Here is a 16,106-nt window from a genome sequence, read left to right on the forward strand (position 1 = left end):
ATCCATGCAGCCAGCCCCCATCCGTTCTGCCCTGTTCGTTCCGGCAAGCCGTCCCGAGCGCATTCCGAAGGCCTTGGCCAGCGGTACCGATGCCGTCATCGTCGATCTCGAGGACGCGGTCGAGGAGAGCCTCAAGGCCGAGGCTCGCGCCGCTCTGGATGCCTTTCTGACCGACAATCCCCAGGCCCGGCTGCTGGTGCGCATCAATGGCCCGGTCCATCCCCAGCAGGCCGCGGATCTGGAGCTGTGTCGCCGTCAGCCGGGCGTTCTCGGCGTGGTGCTGCCCAAGGTGGAGAGCGCGGTGCAGGTCAGCCTGGTGGCGGCGGCCGGCAAGCCGGTGTGGCCGGCCGTCGAAAGCGCCGTGGGATTGCATGCCCTGCCGGCGATCGCCCGGGTTCCGGGGGTCGAGCGCCTGACCTACGGCGGCCTCGATCTGGGGCTGGATCTGGGGCTGGCTGTCGGCAGCGAAGGGGGCGAGCGGATCATGGACCAGGTTCGTTACGCACTGCTGCTGCAGTCGCGTACCGCCCGTCTCGCCGCGCCGCTGGAAACCATCTTCCCGGCCATCCAGGATCCGGCCGGGCTGGCGCGGCGTGCGCGGCAGGCCTGCGACATGGGCTTCGGCGGCCTGCTGTGCATCCATCCGGGCCAGGTTGCCGTGGTCCACGAGGCCTTCATGCCCGGCGCCGAGGAACTGGCCTGGGCCCGGAGGGTCATGACGGCCGCGGCTTCCGGCGAGGGGGTTTTCGTGGTCGATGGGCAGATGATCGACGCCCCGGTCGTGGGGCGGGCCCGACGCCTACTGGAACGGGCCGGACAGGCGCCGGCCTGAGCATCTGTTCTCCATCTCGCCATCCTCTCGCTCCTAAAGGGGGAGGGGATGGCTGATATTTCATTCCCTTCCGCCTGATCGATGGCACAAAAGGATCACGACAGCTGCTGGGGCATCAGGGGCGACGAAGACTGTTGTCTGTTATTCCGGAAGGGGAGAAGGCCATAAACAGGCTTCGCTCTGCCCGTTCACGGCAGTTCATCGCATGACCTGCGCGGGAAGGCCGAAAGCCCCGATTTTCGGGCGTTCGGAGTGGGACGCTATCCTGTTCCCGATAGCTTCTTTTGGCCAAATTGCGTTAATACCATTGTCGAATTTTGAAGCTACTGTCAAGAGGCTAGAACAGGAGCCTAGAGGCTCCAATCAATAAAAATAATTTTGTTTTTCGCGAGGAAAACCTACTTATGTGCACCGCTTCCCTGTATCCGGTACGTCCTGAAGTTGTTGCCCGATCCTTCACCGACGAGGCCACCTACAAGGCCATGTACCAGCAGTCGGTGATCAATCCCGATGGTTTCTGGCGCGAGCAGGCCAAGCGCTTGGACTGGATCAAGCCGTTCGCCAAGGTCAAGCAGACCTCCTTCGACGACCATCATGTCGATATCAAGTGGTTCGCCGATGGTACCCTCAACGCCTCCTACAACTGTCTGGACCGTCACCTGGAAGCGCGTGGCGATCAGGTGGCCATCATCTGGGAAGGCGACGATCCATCCGAACAGCGCCTGATCACCTACCGCGAACTGCACGAGGAAGTCTGCAAGTTCGCCAACGCTCTGCGCGGTCAGGACGTTCACCGCGGCGACGTGGTGACCATCTACATGCCGATGATCCCGGAGGCCGTGGTAGCCATGCTGGCCTGTGCCCGCATCGGCGCGATCCATTCGGTGGTATTCGGCGGCTTCTCCCCTGACGCATTGGCAGGACGCATCGCCGACTGCAAATCGAAAGTGGTGATCACCACCGATGAAGGTCTGCGTGGCGGCAAGAAGGTTCCCCTGAAGGCCAACGTCGATGAGGCGCTGACCAATCCCGATACGTACAGCGTCAACAAGGTGATCGTCTGCAAGCGCACCGGCGGCGACATCAAGTGGCACTCGCATCGCGACATCTGGTACGAGGACCTGATGAAGGTGGCCGGCAGCGTCTGCGCACCGAAGGAAATGGGCGCCGAGGAGCCGCTGTTCCTCCTCTATACCTCGGGCTCGACCGGCAAGCCGAAGGGCGTGGTGCACACCACCGGGGGATATCTGCTGTATGCCTCGCTGACCCATGAGCGGGTATTCGACTACCGCCCGGGTGAAGTCTACTGGTGCACCGCCGACGTGGGCTGGGTCACCGGCCACAGCTACATCGTCTACGGTCCGCTGGCCAATGGTGCTACCACGCTGCTGTTCGAGGGCATTCCCAGCTACCCGGACATGACCCGCATTTCCAAGGTCGTCGACAAGCACAAGGTGAACATCCTCTACACCGCGCCGACCGCCATCCGCGCCATGATGGCCCAGGGCCGGGCGCCGGTGGAGGGGGCCGACGGCTCCAGCCTGCGCCTGCTCGGTTCGGTAGGCGAGCCGATCAACCCGGAAGCCTGGCACTGGTATTACGAGAACATCGGCCAGGAGCGCTGCCCGATCGTCGATACCTGGTGGCAGACCGAAACCGGCGGCATCCTGATCAGCCCCCTGCCGGGCGCCACCGCGCTCAAGCCGGGTTCGGCGACCCGTCCGTTCTTCGGCGTGCAGCCGGCGCTGGTCGACAACCTGGGCAACCTGCTCGAAGGGCCGGGCGAAGGCAACCTGGTGATCATCGATTCGTGGCCGGGGCAGGCACGCAGCCTGTATGGCGACCATGATCGCTTCGTCGACACCTACTTCAAGACCTTCAAGGGCATGTACTTCACCGGTGACGGTGCCCGCCGCGACGAGGATGGCTATTACTGGATCACCGGCCGCGTCGACGATGTGCTGAACGTTTCCGGCCACCGCATGGGCACCGCCGAGATCGAGAGCGCCATGGTCGCCCACCCGCAGGTCGCCGAAGCCGCGGTGGTCGGCGTCCCGCACGATGTCAAGGGTCAGGGCATCTATGTCTACGTCACCCTGAACGACGGGGTACCGACCTCCGAGGCGCTGCGCCAGGAGCTGAAGGCCTGGATCCGCCGGGAGATCGGCCCGATCGCCACGCCGGACGTGATCCAATGGGCGCCCGGGCTGCCGAAGACCCGTTCGGGCAAGATCATGCGCCGCATCCTGCGCAAGATCTCCGTCGGCGAATACGACGGTCTGGGCGACATCTCCACCCTGGCCGATCCGTCAGTGGTGCAGAAGCTGATCGACATCCATCGCGAGATGCGGGCCGCCTGCGCTTGACCGGGCGCGCCCGGTAGCCGGCAACTGGCCGGCAATGTGCCCCACGAACGCCCCGTCCCGGCTCCCGCTGCGGCGGGGCGTTCGCTTGTCGGGAAGATGTGGGGGGCCGGGGCCACGCGGTCGTTCGTTCCGTCCTGCTAGAATGCCGCTCGTCTTTGCCGGAACCCGTGCTGCCGGCGAGGCTTGTTCAATGCCCGGCACCCGGAAGCTTCGTCGCCTGTCATGACTGTTCATCGAATCGGTTTTCTTCTCTGGCCTGGGACCAGGGCCCTGACCCCGGCCCTGGCCGAGGAGACCCTGCAGCTTGCCGCCCACCTGCAGTCGCAGGCGCGCTACGAGTGGAGTTTCCTGCAGGCCGAGGTGCCGCAGGAGGGAGGATGGTGTCTGCCAGGAGAGCCCTGGGAGGGACGGTTGGGGGGCTTCGACAAGCTGCTGCTGTTGGCCGATACGCCTACCGTGAGCGTGGCGCCGCCGCTGGCGGCTGCACTCAGGCAACTGGCGCGCGAGGGCTGTCAGCTCGGCGGACTGTCCGCCGGGGTCTATCCGCTGGCCCAGCTCGGGCTGCTCGACGGCTATCGGGCGGCAGTACACTGGCGCTGGCAGGAGGATTTCGCCGAGCGCTTTCCGCGGGTGATCGCCACCGGACACCTGTTCGACTGGGATCGCGACCGGCTCACGGCCTGCGGCGGTCTGGCGATACTCGACCTGCTGCTGGCTGTGCTGGCCCAGGACCACGGTTCCGAGCTGGCCTGCGCGGTCAGCGAGGAGCTGGTGGTCGAGCGCATCCGCGAGGGTGGCGAACGCCAGCGGGTGCCGCTGCAGAATCGCCTCGGCTCCAGTCATCCGAAGCTGACCCAGGCGGTGCTGCTGATGGAGGCCAATATCGAGGAGCCGCTGACCACCGACGAGATCGCCCAGCACGTCTGCGTTTCGCGCCGCCAGCTGGAGCGCATCTTCAAGCAGTACCTGAACCGGGTGCCGAGCCAGTACTACCTGGAGCTGCGTCTGAACAAGGCCCGCCAGCTGCTGCTGCAGACCGGCAAGTCGATCATCCAGATCGGCCTGTCCTGCGGCTTCTCCTCGGGGCCGCATTTTTCCAGCGCCTACCGCAGCTTTTTTGGCACCACTCCCCGTGAGGACCGCAACCAGCGTCGCGCCGGTGGTCAGTTCGAGCCGACTTCACCGGTCGAGCCGTGATCGGACGCATCATGGCCTCTGCCGGGGAATTTTTTGCCGCGCCGCTTTTCCCGCGCGATGCAGCGTTTAAACTGCGCCTTCCCGATGCTTCCCGCGCCGTCGCCGGAATGCGGGAGGAATCCTGCGGATGGACGCTGCGGCCCGGTGCCGCTTGTCGAGAATCGTCTCGCAGGGCCGATCCTAGATCCTTCTTCGCTAGCCTACCGTGGCAGGAGTTTCCCGATGTCCGTTGAGCATGCTCAGGTGCAACGCGCCGATTTCGACCAACTGATGGTCCCCAACTATGCCCCTGCCGCCTTCATTCCGGTGCGCGGCCAGGGTTCGCGAGTCTGGGATCAGAACGGTCGAGAGCTGATCGACTTTACCGGTGGGATCGCCGTGAACTCCCTTGGCCACTGCCATCCGCGGCTGGTGGCGGCGCTGACCGAGCAGGCCGGGAAGCTCTGGCACGTCTCGAACATCTTCACCAACGAGCCGACCCTGCGCCTGGCGAAGAAGCTGGAGGACGCCACCTTCGCCGACCGGGCGTTCTTCTGCAACTCCGGCGCCGAGGCCAACGAGGCGGCCTTCAAGCTGGCCCGGCGCGTCGCCCACGACCGCTTCGGGCCGCAGAAGTGCGAGATCATCTCCGCGCTGGACAGCTTCCATGGCCGTACCTTCTTCACCGTCAGCGTCACCGGGCAGCCCAAGTACTCCGATGGCTTCGGGCCGAAGCCCGAAGGCATCACCCATGTGCCCTACAACGACCTGGCGGCTCTGGAAGCGGCGATCTCCGAGCGGACCTGTGCGGTGGTGCTGGAGCCGATCCAGGGCGAGAGCGGCATCCTGCCGGCCCAGCAGGCCTACCTGGAAGGTGCGCGCCGGCTGTGCGACCAGTACAACGCACTGCTGATCTTCGACGAGGTGCAGACCGGCGTCGGCCGCACCGGCGAACTCTTCGCCTACATGCACTACGGCGTGGTTCCGGACATCCTGTCCACCGCCAAGGGGCTGGGGGGCGGCTTTCCGATCGGCGCGATACTCACCCGCACCGACCTGGCCAGGCACCTCTCGGCCGGTGTGCACGGCACGACCTTCGGCGGCAACCCGCTGGCCTGCGCGGTGGCAGAGGCGGTGATCGACGTGGTCAACACGCCGGAAGTGCTGCAGGGAGTGAAGGTCAAGCACCAGCGCTTCAAGACCCGCCTCGAGGCGATCGGCCAGCAGTACGGTATCTTCAGCCAGGTGCGCGGCATGGGCATGCTGATCGGCAGCGTGTTGAGCGAGCCCTGGAAGGGCAGGTCTCGCGACGTGCTGGTCGCTGCCGAGCAGGAGGCCCTGATGGTGCTCCAGGCTGGCGCAGACGTGGTGCGTTTCGCGCCGAGCCTGGTGATCGAGGATGCCGACATCGACGAGGGGCTGGAGCGTTTCGAGCGGGCCATCGTCCGGCTGGTGCGCGACTGATCGGCAAAAGGTACGGGCGGGCGTGCGGCCCGCCCCCAAGGAGTGACGCCCCATGCTGGTGATGCGCCCTGCGCAAATGGCCGATCTGGCCGAGGTTCAGCGTCTGGCCGCGGACAGCCCGGTTGGCGTCACTTCGCTGCCCGACGACCGCGAGCGGCTGGCCGAGAAGATCGCCGTCTCCGAGTCGTCGTTCGCCGCGGAAGTCAGCTTCAACGGCGAGGAGCGCTACTTCTTCGTTCTCGAGGAGCCGGCTAGCGGGCGTCTGCTCGGTTGTTCCGGGATCGTCGCCTCGGCCGGCTACTCCGAGGCTTTCTACAGTTTTCGCAACGAGACCTTCGTGCACGCCTCGCGCGAGCTGAAGATCCACAACAAGATCCATGTGCTGTCTATCTGCCATGATCTGACCGGCAACAGCCTGCTGAGTAGCTTCCACGTCGAGCCGACGCTGGTGCACACGCCCTGGGCGGAGCTGATCTCCCGTGGCCGTTTGCTGTTCATGGCCAGCCATCCGGAGCGCTTTGCCGACGCCGTGGTGGTGGAGATCGTCGGGCCGAGCGACGAGCAGGGCGACTCGCCATTCTGGGACGCGGTCGGCCGGCACTTCTTCGACATGAGCTATGCAGCGGCCGAGCGCCTGTCCAGCCTGCGTAGCCGTACTTTCCTGGCCGAGCTGATGCCGCACTATCCGATCTACGTGCCGCTGCTGCCGGATGCCGCCCAGGAAGCCATGGGCCAGGTCCACCCGCGGGCGCAGATCAGCTTCGATATCATGACCCGCGAAGGCTTCGAGACCGAGCACTACATCGACATCTTCGATGGCGGACCGATCCTGCATGCGCGTACCTCCGGCGTCCGTTCGATCGCTCGGAGCACCGTGGCGCCGGTGACCCTGGGTGCCGGCAATCGTTCCGGCCGCGTCTATCTGCTCAGCAACGGCGGTCTGCAGGATTTTCGCGCCAGCCTGGTCGAACTGGACTGGAAGCCCGGCCAGCCGCTGAGGTTGAGCGCCGAGACGGCTGCGCTCCTCGGCGTCGGCGAGGGTGACAGCTTGCGCCTGGTGGCCTTGTGAATGGGCGCGACAGGCCTTGCCCCGAGTCCGTGAGTCCTGCGGAGGAAACATGATCGTTCGTCCCGTGCGCACTGCCGATCTGCCGGCCCTGATCGACCTCGCCCGCAGCGCCGGTGCCGGTGCCGGCCTGACCTCGCTGCCGTCCAACGAGGAGCGCTTGGCGCAGCGTGTCGCCATGGCGGAGCGGAGCTTCCGCGGCGAGGCCGAGATGGCCGATGCCGACTACCTCTTCGTGCTGGAAACCGACCAGGGGCGGATCGTCGGCATTTCCGGACTGACCGGCGCCGTGGGACTGCGCGAGCCTTGGTACAACTACCGGGTCGGGCTGACCGTCACTGCCTCGCGGGAGCTGGATCTGTACCGGGAAGTTCCCACGCTGTTTCTTGCCAACGACCTGACCGGCAATTCCGAACTCTGCTCGCTGTTTCTCCAGGCCGAGCATCGCAGCGGCTTGAACGGCCGCCTGCTGGCCAGGTCGCGCCTGCTGTTTCTCGCCGAATTCCGCTCGCTATTCGCCGACAAGGTGATTGCCGAATTGCGCGGCATGTCCGATGCCAACGCCCGCTCGCCATTCTGGGAAAGCCTCGGCCGGCACTTCTTCCGCATGGAGTTCCGCCAGGCCGACTATCTCACCGGCGTCGGCAACCGTGCCTTCATCGCCCAACTGATGCCGAAGTTTCCGCTCTACAGCTGTTTCCTTTCCGGGGAGGCGCGTGCAGCGATCGGCCGCGTGCACCCGCACAGCGAGCCGGCACTGGCGATGCTGAGGGCGGAGGGATTCAGCTATCAGGGCTACGTCGATATCTTCGACGCCGGTCCGGTGGTCGAGTGCGAAACAACGAAGATCCGTGCCGTGCGCGACAGCCAGACCCTGGTGCTGGCGGTCGGCACGCCGGGGGAGGAGGCAGAGCCCTATCTGATTCACAACCGCCAGCGCCAGGATTGCCGCATCACTGCCACTCCGGCAAGGGTGGCGGCCGGTACCCTGGTGGTCGATCCGCTGACCGCCAGGCGCCTGCAGCTCTGTGCCGGTGCGCAGGTGCGGGCGGTGCCGCTCGCCGCCCAGCCGCGCGGGGGCGGGAGATGAACATGCGCGAGGCGAGCTTCGCCAGGCTGCCCGGCGTGATCCCGGCACCGCGTCGAGCGCCACGCGATCAGACTCGGCGCCAGCTATCGAGCGGTGCCGTCTATCCTTTTTATTTCGACCGAACCTGCCGCCTGTGGCGGTCTACCCCTGGAGTTGAGCAATGACCGACGCCCTGCAACTCGTTCTCGAAGACACCGATGGTACCCAGCTGGAAACCTCCTGCACCCGCTTTGCGGTGATCTGGCAGGGCCGTGAGCTCTGGGTCCAGCAGGCTAATGGCCAGCTGCTGATCGGCGTGGATGTGGAGGAGGGCGACACCGAGTACGCCAACCTGCTGCTGCGTCCGATGGCCACCAACCTGGTCAGCCTGCAGCTGGAAATGGAGCCGGCTGAGACCGGCGACGACGACCATGTACATGGCCCCGAATGCAATCATTGAGCGCCGTATCATTCCCGGGGCGTAGCTCCTGAGCGCCGGCGAAAAGCTGTCGGGACCTCGAACAGGCTGCTCCGGCTGACGGTGGCGCCTGTTCCATCCGGCCTGTGCGAGTGCGGGTCAGTGCCACTGCTGCCGGCCGGCGCCTTCGACGCGATTGTCTGAGGACTTGTCACAACGCCGCAGTTTTCCGAGGCGCACGTGCACTGATCCCGACGATCGGCATGCAAGCAGGGGCCCGGGTAGCTGCGGGCTCTGTTGGCCAGAGCGTCCGGCTGCCGCCCTTGCCTCCTTCGATTGCCAGGCCATATTGCATCCTGCGCGAACCGTGACAGGTTCATTCGGATCTTGTCCGCTGGGTGACGAATGGCTTCCTTTCCTATTCCGGCCAAGGCATGTCCGGCAGGGCTGGTTGGGCTGGCGCCTGCGACGGAAGAAAGCTCTACCGTGGTCGCACGGGGCCGATATAATGCGTCCCTTTGCCAATCTTGCCGTGGCCGCAGTTTTCTCTGGACCCATTCATTTATGAAAAGCGCAGAAATCCGTGAAGCCTTCCTCCGCTTCTTCGAAGAGAAGGGGCACACCCGTGTGGCCTCCAGTTCGCTGATCCCGGCGAACGACCCGACCTTGCTGTTCACCAACGCCGGCATGAACCAGTTTAAGGACTGCTTCCTTGGCCTGGAAAAGCGTGCCTATACCCGCGCCACCACCAGCCAGAAGTGCGTGCGCGCCGGCGGCAAGCACAACGATCTGGAAAACGTCGGCTACACCGCCCGCCATCACACCTTCTTCGAGATGCTGGGCAATTTCAGCTTCGGCGATTACTTCAAGCGCGATGCCATCACCTATGCCTGGGAGTTTCTGACTTCGCCCAAATGGCTGAACCTGCCCGCCGAGAAGCTCTGGGTCACGGTCTACGCCAGCGACGACGAAGCCTACGACATCTGGACCCGGGAGGTCGGCGTGCCACCCGAGCGCATGGTGCGCATCGGCGACAACAAGGGAGCTCCCTACGCTTCCGACAACTTCTGGGCGATGGGCGACACCGGTCCCTGCGGTCCGTGCACCGAGATCTTCTACGACCACGGCGAAGGCATCTGGGGCGGTCCGCCCGGTTCTCCGGAAGAAGACGGCGACCGCTACATCGAGATCTGGAACAACGTGTTCATGCAGTTCAACCGCACCGCGGACGGTGTGCTGCATCCGCTGCCGGCGCCTTCCGTGGATACCGGCATGGGCCTCGAGCGGATCAGCGCGGTGCTGCAGCATGTGCACTCGAACTACGAGATCGATCTGTTCCAGAACCTGCTGGCCGCTTCCGCACAGGCCATCGGCTGCGCCAACGACGGCGCGCCCTCGCTCAAGGTGGTGGCCGACCACATCCGCTCCTGCGGCTTCCTGATCGCCGATGGCGTGACCCCCTCCAACGAGGGCCGCGGTTACGTGCTGCGTCGCATCATTCGCCGCGCCTGCCGCCACGGCAACAAGCTGGGGGCCAGGGGCACCTTCTTCCACAGGATCGTCGGTGCTCTGGCTGCCGAGATGGGCGATGCCTATCCGGAACTGAGGCAGCAGCGGGCACAGATCGAGCGCGTACTGAAGAACGAGGAGGAGCAGTTCGCCAAGACCCTGGAGCAGGGCCTGAAGATTCTCGAACAGGATCTGGCTGGACTCGAAGGCAAGGTCATTTCCGGCGACGTGGTGTTCAAGCTCTACGACACCTATGGCTTCCCGGTCGACCTGACCGCTGATATCGCTCGCGAGCGCGAGCTGTCCATCGACGAGGAAGGCTTCGAGCGCGAGATGCAGGCCCAGCGCGAGCGTGCCCGCGCCGCCAGTGCCTTCGGTCTGGACTACAACAGTCTGGTCAAGGTCGACGCCGACACCCTGTTCACCGGCTATGAGGGCACCTTCGGTCAGGGGCGGGTGGTTGCCCTGTTCAAGGACGGTGCCACCGTCGAGCGGCTCGGCGAGGGCGAGGAGGGCGTGGTAGTGCTCGACCGCACTCCGTTCTATGCCGAGTCCGGCGGCCAGGTTGGCGACTGTGGCTACCTGAGCGACGCCAGCGGTGCGCGCTTCGATGTGCGTGATACCACCAAGGCCGGTGGTGCCCACCTGCATCATGGCATGGTCGCCGAAGGTGGCCTGCACGTCGGTCAGGCCCTGGAGGCCCAGGTCGATGGCTCGGTACGCGGCGCCACCGCGCTCAACCACTCGGCCACCCACCTCTTGCACGCTGCACTGCGCCAGGTGCTCGGCGAGCACGTGCAGCAGAAGGGCTCGCTGGTCAACAGTCAGCGTCTGCGCTTCGACTTCAGCCACTTCGAAGCGTTGACCCCGGAGCAGCTCAAGGCCCTGGAAACACTGGTCAATGCCGAGATCCGCCAGAATACGGCAGTGGAAACCGAAGTCACCGATATCGATTCGGCGAAGAAGAAGGGGGCCATGGCCCTGTTCGGCGAAAAGTACGGCGACAGCGTGCGCGTGCTGAGCATGGGCGATTTCTCCATCGAGTTGTGCGGTGGCATCCATGCCAAGCGCACGGGCGATATCGGCCTGTTCAAGATCGTCAGCGAAGGCGGTGTGGCCGCCGGTGTGCGGCGGATCGAGGCAGTGACCGGCGCCGGAGCACTGGATTATCTGAACACTGCCGAAGAGCAGCTCAAGGAGGCTGCGGGTCTTCTCAAGGGCAGCCGTGACAACCTGCTGGACAAGCTGGCCGGCCTGCTGGAGCGCAATCGCCAGCTGGAGAAGGAGCTGGAGCAGCTCAAGGCCAGGGCCGCCAGCGCTGCCGGCGACGATCTGGCCGGCTCCGCCATCGAGGTGGCGGGAGTCAAGGTACTGTCGGCTCGTCTCGATGGCCTGGACGGCAAGGCCTTGCTGGCGCTGGTCGATCAGTTGAAGAACAAACTGGGCAGTGCGGTGATCCTGTTGGGGGGCGAACTCGACGGCAAGGTAGTGCTGGTCGCCGGCGTCACCCAGGATCTGGTCGGCAAGCTCAAGGCCGGCGACCTGATGAAACAGGCGGCGGCGGCGGTCGGCGGCAAGGGCGGCGGTCGTCCGGACATGGCCCAGGGCGGAGGTATCGAGGCCGGCAGGCTGGATGAAGCGCTGGCGTTGATCGTGCCGTTCGTCGAGCAGGCTCTGTAGCGGCCTGCCTCCCGATCCCGGGCTGCGCCGGCCGGCCTTGGCAGTCGGCGCGCCTGAAATGTTTAATGGCGCCCTTCACGGGCTTAGGTGGCTTTTTAAATGGCGTTGATCGTACAGAAATTCGGGGGCACCTCTGTAGGCTCCATCGAGCGGATCGAGCAGGTAGCCGAGAAGGTCAAGAAGTTCCGCGAGAACGGTGATGACATCGTGGTTGTGGTTTCCGCCATGAGCGGCGAGACCAATCGCCTGATCGGCCTCGCCAAGCAGATCAGCGAACAGCCCGTGCCGCGCGAACTGGATGTGATGGTGTCGACCGGCGAGCAGGTGACCATTGCCCTGCTGGCCATGGCCCTGATCAAGCGCGGTGTGCCGGCGGTGTCCTACACCGGCAACCAGGTTCGTATTCTTACCGACAGCTCCTTTACCAAGGCACGAATCCTGCAGATTGATGATCAGAAGCTACGCACCGACCTCAAGGCCGGTCGTGTGGTAGTGGTCGCCGGTTTCCAGGGAGTCGACGAGCACGGCAATATCACCACGCTTGGGCGTGGCGGTTCCGATACCACCGGGGTGGCCTTGGCTGCGGCTCTGAAGGCCGACGAATGTCAAATTTATACCGATGTCGACGGTGTTTACACCACCGACCCGCGCGTGGTGCCCAAGGCCCGGCGTCTGGACAAGATTACCTTCGAGGAAATGCTGGAAATGGCCAGCCTGGGCTCCAAGGTGCTGCAGATTCGCTCAGTGGAGTTTGCCGGCAAATACAATGTCCCGCTGCGCGTGCTGCACAGCTTCCAGGAGGGGCCGGGCACCCTCATTACCATTGATGAAGAGGAATCCATGGAACAGCCGATCATTTCCGGCATCGCCTTCAATCGCGACGAAGCCAAGCTGACCATTCGCGGCGTGCCGGATAATCCCGGCGTGGCGTTCAAGATCCTCGGTCCGATCAGTGGAGCTAATATCGAGGTGGATATGATCGTGCAGAACATTGCGCACGACAACACCACCGATTTCACCTTCACCGTGCACCGCAACGATCATCTGAACGCCATGCGCGTGCTGGAAAACACTGCGCGCGAAATTAGTGCGCGTGAAGTCATCGGCGACACCGATATTGCCAAGGTTTCCATCGTCGGGGTCGGTATGCGCTCCCATGCCGGGGTTGCCAGCCGCATGTTCGAAGCGCTGGCCAAGGAAGGCATCAATATCCAGATGATTTCGACTTCGGAAATCAAGGTTTCCGTCGTCATCGAGGAGAAATACCTGGAACTGGCGGTTCGTGCTCTGCACACCGCCTTCGAGCTGGACGCTCCCGCCCGTCAGGGTGAGTGAGCAAGTGATTGATGAGGGCGTGGCTATTGCGCGCCTTCGTCGTTTTGCCCGGGTGAGGAGGGCTTTCCTTTCGCCAGCCCTGGTCAATACTTGGGTGTATATTCCTTGAAGTAGGCTGGGAATAGCACCATTTCTATTTTTGCAGACTGTTGTCCTGTTGACTTCCCATAAAAGGAGAAAGGAATGCTGATTCTGACTCGTCGGGTCGGAGAGACCCTAATGGTGGGTGATGATGTGACGGTCACCGTACTGGGCGTGAAAGGTAATCAGGTGCGTATTGGCGTCAATGCACCAAAAGAGGTCGCTGTGCATCGCGAAGAAATCTATCAGCGCATTCAGAAAGAAAAAGATCAAGAGCCAAGCCACTAATTTTTCTCAATTTTTGGCTTTGCAAACGGGGCAAAGGTAGGTATGATTCGCCCCGTGTTGCGGAGGGGTGGCCGAGAGGCCGAAGGCGCTCCCCTGCTAAGGGAGTACACCTCAAAAGGGTGTCGGGGGTTCGAATCCCCCCTCCTCCGCCATTCAAGCATTATAGAGGCAGTGCGTCTGCGGGGATCGGTTAGTCTTAGGATAAATCGAATTTCCGCTTGAATGTGAAGCTATTATCTCTATAATGCGCACGCTTAACGCACTCATAGCTCAGCTGGATAGAGTACCCGGCTACGAACCGGGCGGTCGGAGGTTCGAATCCTCCTGAGTGCGCCATTATACGAACCGTGCCGAGAGGTGGGTTCCAAGCCAGTGGTGGTCTGGTCAATAAAGCACCGCACGCACTCATAGCTCAGCTGGATAGAGTACCCGGCTACGAACCGGGCGGTCGGAGGTTCGAATCCTCCTGAGTGCGCCATACAAGAAGGGCCTGCAGCGATGCAGGCCCTTTTTCATTTTCGGCCCTTGATGCTGATGCAGCCGTGTTCATCGAAGTCGATCTGTCGGGTATTGCCCTCGTTGTCGCGATAGTGGTAGCTGGTTCGGCCGTTGCGGCTGGAGATCCTGTCTGGTTTTCCAAGGGCGCTTTCCACATCCGAACGAGGCATGCCTGAGCGCATCTGCTTTTTGAGCATCGCTTCGCGGCGTTCTCGTCCTGTGATGCGATTGCCGCAACCATCCTCTTGCTGGCCGACTATGGTCAGCTCTTGGGAGTTGTCCTGCTGCGCCGTGCGAAGCCTGTGGTTTGGGGGTGGGCTTGCCATGGGTATCGGGCTGCCATCGCCGGGAGTGGCGTTGAAGGCATTCTGCAATTGTTGCTGCTGTTCTGCAGTGCAGCCGTGGTGGGTAAAGGTAATGTGGCCACCTGGGGTTGTGCAGCGATATATGGGCGAGGCGACGAGTTGAAATGCAGAGCAAAGTAGAAGTGCAGTTGTCGACGCTTTTATCAGCGATCCGTTCACGGGCTGTCCTCCTTGACGTGAGGCAACAGGCTAGCGCCTGTCGGTATATGTGGGTGTGTCTCGGGTCTCGTCGCAGGTGCCGTGCGGTGAGATTGAGCGGAAGTTCGCATCGCAAGCACTTGTTCTGACCAGCATTCTGACGAGTGCAAAGCTGTCAGGCGGTGTTATCATGGCGCTCGTCAGCCCCGCCGGGGCTTGTGGAAACCCACCATGGACTTACCCAGTAGTTACTTCAAAACCGATTCGTGCAATCGCGTATTGACTGATTGATGCCCTTGGCGTGCTCCGCTGCTGGGGGTGGAGCCTGCCATGACTGAAGTTGAAGCCAAGAAACAGCAGGAAAGTCTGCAGGAGCGTCTCGCTCAAGTTGTGGACCTGCTGCACCGGCACAAGCTGGTTGAGCACCTGACTCATCGCCAGGAGGGAGCGCACCATGATCTGGTCGAGAACCTGGTGCACCGGCAAAACCTGGCGGAGCTGCAGCGCAAACTCGACGAGCTTCATCCTGCAGACATCGCCTATATCCTCGAAGCCCTTCCTCTTGGCGAGCGCCTGAGTGTCTGGCAGCTGGTCAAGGCCGAGCGTGACGGCGACATCCTTCTTGAAGTGTCCGATGCAGTCCGCGAATCGCTGATCGCTGACATGGATGATCACGAGCTGATCGCTGCTGCCAGGGAGCTGGGAGCCGATGAGCTTGCGGACCTGGCCCACGAGCTGCCGCGGGATGTGGTCTACGAGCTGATGGAGTCCCTCGATGCTCAGCAGCGTGAGAGGGTGCGCTCGGCGCTCTCCTATGAAGAGGATCAGGTTGGCGCGCTGATGGATTTCGAGATGGTTACCATCCGCGAAGACGTCAGCCTGGAAGTGGTATTGCGCTATCTGCGGCGCCTGAAGGAGCTGCCTGGACACACCGACAAGCTGTTTGTGGTGGATTATGACGGGATGCTGAAAGGCGTATTGCCGATCAAGCGTCTGCTGGTCAGCGACCCCGAGCGACAGGTCTCCGAAGTCATGGCGCTCGATCCTGTGTGCTTTCATCCCGAAGAGGATGCCTACGATGCCGCCCAGGCCTTCGAGCGTTATGATCTGGTCTCGGCGCCCGTGGTGGACAGGGATGGCAAGCTGATCGGTCGTCTGACCATTGATGCCATGGTCGATCTGATCCGTGAGGAAGGTGAGAGCGAAGTGCTGAACATGGCCGGCTTGCGTGAGGAGGAGGATATCTTCGCCTCGGTGTGGAAGTCGGTCGGCAACCGCTGGGCATGGCTTGCGGTGAATCTGGTCACCGCCTTCGTCGCTTCGCGCGTGATCGGTCTGTTCGAGAACTCCATCGAGAAGCTGGTGGCTTTGGCGGCGCTGATGCCGATCGTCGCGGGCATCGGTGGCAACTCCGGCAACCAGACGATCACCATGATCGTTCGTGCCATGGCTCTGGGGCAGATCAATACGGGAAATACGGCCCGTTTGTTGATCAAGGAGCTTGGGGTGGCGCTGATCAACGGGCTGGTCTGGGGCGGGGTGATCGGCATGGTGGCGGGCATTCTTTATGGAAGTTGGTCGCTGGCTGCGGTAATGACGGGCGCAATGACCCTGAATCTGCTGATGGCCGCCCTGATGGGGGTGTTGATTCCCATGACGTTGGCCAGACTCGGGCGCGATCCGGCCATGGGTGCCAGTGTGATGATCACGGCCATGACGGACAGTGGCGGTTTCTTCATCTTCCTGGGATTGGCCACCTTGTTCTTGCTTTGAGTCGGTGTCTTTGAGTCGGTGTAGGGCGAGGGAGTGTCCGTCAGAGCT

At 63.2% G+C, this 16,106-nt stretch carries 12 protein-coding genes and 3 tRNA genes; 14 read left to right on the plus strand and 1 reads right to left on the minus strand.

Going from position 1 to position 16,106, the window contains the following annotated elements; translation table 11 throughout:
* Window positions 1-4 precede the first annotated feature (4 nt).
* From GCU53_RS20170 to GCU53_RS20235, 13 genes are all read left to right on the plus strand, one after another.
* Window positions 5-832, plus strand: coding sequence for an HpcH/HpaI aldolase/citrate lyase family protein (locus GCU53_RS20170; RefSeq protein WP_152389180.1), 828 nt, complete (start codon window positions 5-7; stop codon window positions 830-832).
* 404 nt (window positions 833-1,236) lie between these two features.
* Window positions 1,237-3,198, plus strand: coding sequence for an acetate--CoA ligase (gene acs / locus GCU53_RS20175; protein ID WP_152389181.1), 1,962 nt, complete (start codon window positions 1,237-1,239; stop codon window positions 3,196-3,198).
* 222 nt (window positions 3,199-3,420) lie between these two features.
* Window positions 3,421-4,395 carry a GlxA family transcriptional regulator gene (locus GCU53_RS20185; RefSeq protein WP_152389183.1) on the plus strand — a complete coding sequence of 325 codons (975 nt, stop codon included), beginning with the start codon at window positions 3,421-3,423 and terminating at the stop codon, window positions 4,393-4,395.
* A gap of 222 nt (window positions 4,396-4,617) precedes the next feature.
* Window positions 4,618-5,838, plus strand: coding sequence for an aspartate aminotransferase family protein (locus GCU53_RS20190; protein WP_152389184.1), 1,221 nt, complete (start codon window positions 4,618-4,620; stop codon window positions 5,836-5,838).
* Between the two features lie 52 nt (window positions 5,839-5,890).
* Entirely contained in the window at window positions 5,891-6,907 is a 1,017-nt protein-coding gene (gene aruF, locus GCU53_RS20195) for an arginine/ornithine succinyltransferase subunit alpha (RefSeq protein WP_152389185.1), read from the plus strand.
* A 49-nt stretch (window positions 6,908-6,956) separates the two neighbouring features.
* Entirely contained in the window at window positions 6,957-7,994 is a 1,038-nt protein-coding gene (astA, locus tag GCU53_RS20200) for an arginine N-succinyltransferase (protein WP_152389186.1), read from the plus strand.
* Window positions 7,995-8,154: 160 nt separating this feature from the next.
* Entirely contained in the window at window positions 8,155-8,433 is a 279-nt protein-coding gene (locus GCU53_RS20205) for a topoisomerase II (protein WP_152389187.1), read from the plus strand.
* A 522-nt stretch (window positions 8,434-8,955) separates the two neighbouring features.
* Window positions 8,956-11,580, plus strand: a complete 2,625-nt coding sequence (alaS, locus tag GCU53_RS20210; RefSeq protein WP_152389188.1) for an alanine--tRNA ligase — start codon at window positions 8,956-8,958, stop codon at window positions 11,578-11,580.
* A gap of 99 nt (window positions 11,581-11,679) precedes the next feature.
* On the plus strand, window positions 11,680-12,915 hold the full coding sequence (locus tag GCU53_RS20215; protein ID WP_152389189.1) for an aspartate kinase: 1,236 nt from the start codon (window positions 11,680-11,682) through the stop codon (window positions 12,913-12,915).
* A 183-nt stretch (window positions 12,916-13,098) separates the two neighbouring features.
* A complete protein-coding gene (gene csrA, locus GCU53_RS20220; RefSeq protein WP_003283978.1) occupies window positions 13,099-13,284 on the plus strand; it encodes a carbon storage regulator CsrA in 186 nt (61 codons plus the stop codon).
* A 61-nt stretch (window positions 13,285-13,345) separates the two neighbouring features.
* Window positions 13,346-13,436, plus strand: a tRNA-Ser gene (locus tag GCU53_RS20225).
* Between the two features lie 107 nt (window positions 13,437-13,543).
* Window positions 13,544-13,620, plus strand: a tRNA-Arg gene (locus GCU53_RS20230).
* A gap of 65 nt (window positions 13,621-13,685) precedes the next feature.
* Window positions 13,686-13,762, plus strand: a tRNA-Arg gene (locus GCU53_RS20235).
* Window positions 13,763-13,796: 34 nt separating this feature from the next.
* On the opposite strand, the gene GCU53_RS20240 is transcribed toward GCU53_RS20235, so the two are convergent.
* Window positions 13,797-14,306 (minus strand): DUF4124 domain-containing protein, encoded by a 510-nt coding sequence (locus GCU53_RS20240; RefSeq protein ID WP_208845340.1) that lies wholly within the window; start codon window positions 14,304-14,306, stop codon window positions 13,797-13,799.
* Between the two features lie 309 nt (window positions 14,307-14,615).
* Between GCU53_RS20240 and mgtE the strand changes: the two genes are divergently transcribed.
* Window positions 14,616-16,058: a magnesium transporter gene (mgtE, locus tag GCU53_RS20245; protein ID WP_152389190.1), complete on the plus strand. Its 1,443-nt coding sequence runs from the start codon at window positions 14,616-14,618 to the stop codon at window positions 16,056-16,058.
* Window positions 16,059-16,106 lie beyond the last annotated feature (48 nt).

This window comes from Azotobacter salinestris, from assembly GCF_009363155.1.
GTDB classification, from domain to species: domain Bacteria; phylum Pseudomonadota; class Gammaproteobacteria; order Pseudomonadales; family Pseudomonadaceae; genus Azotobacter; species Azotobacter salinestris.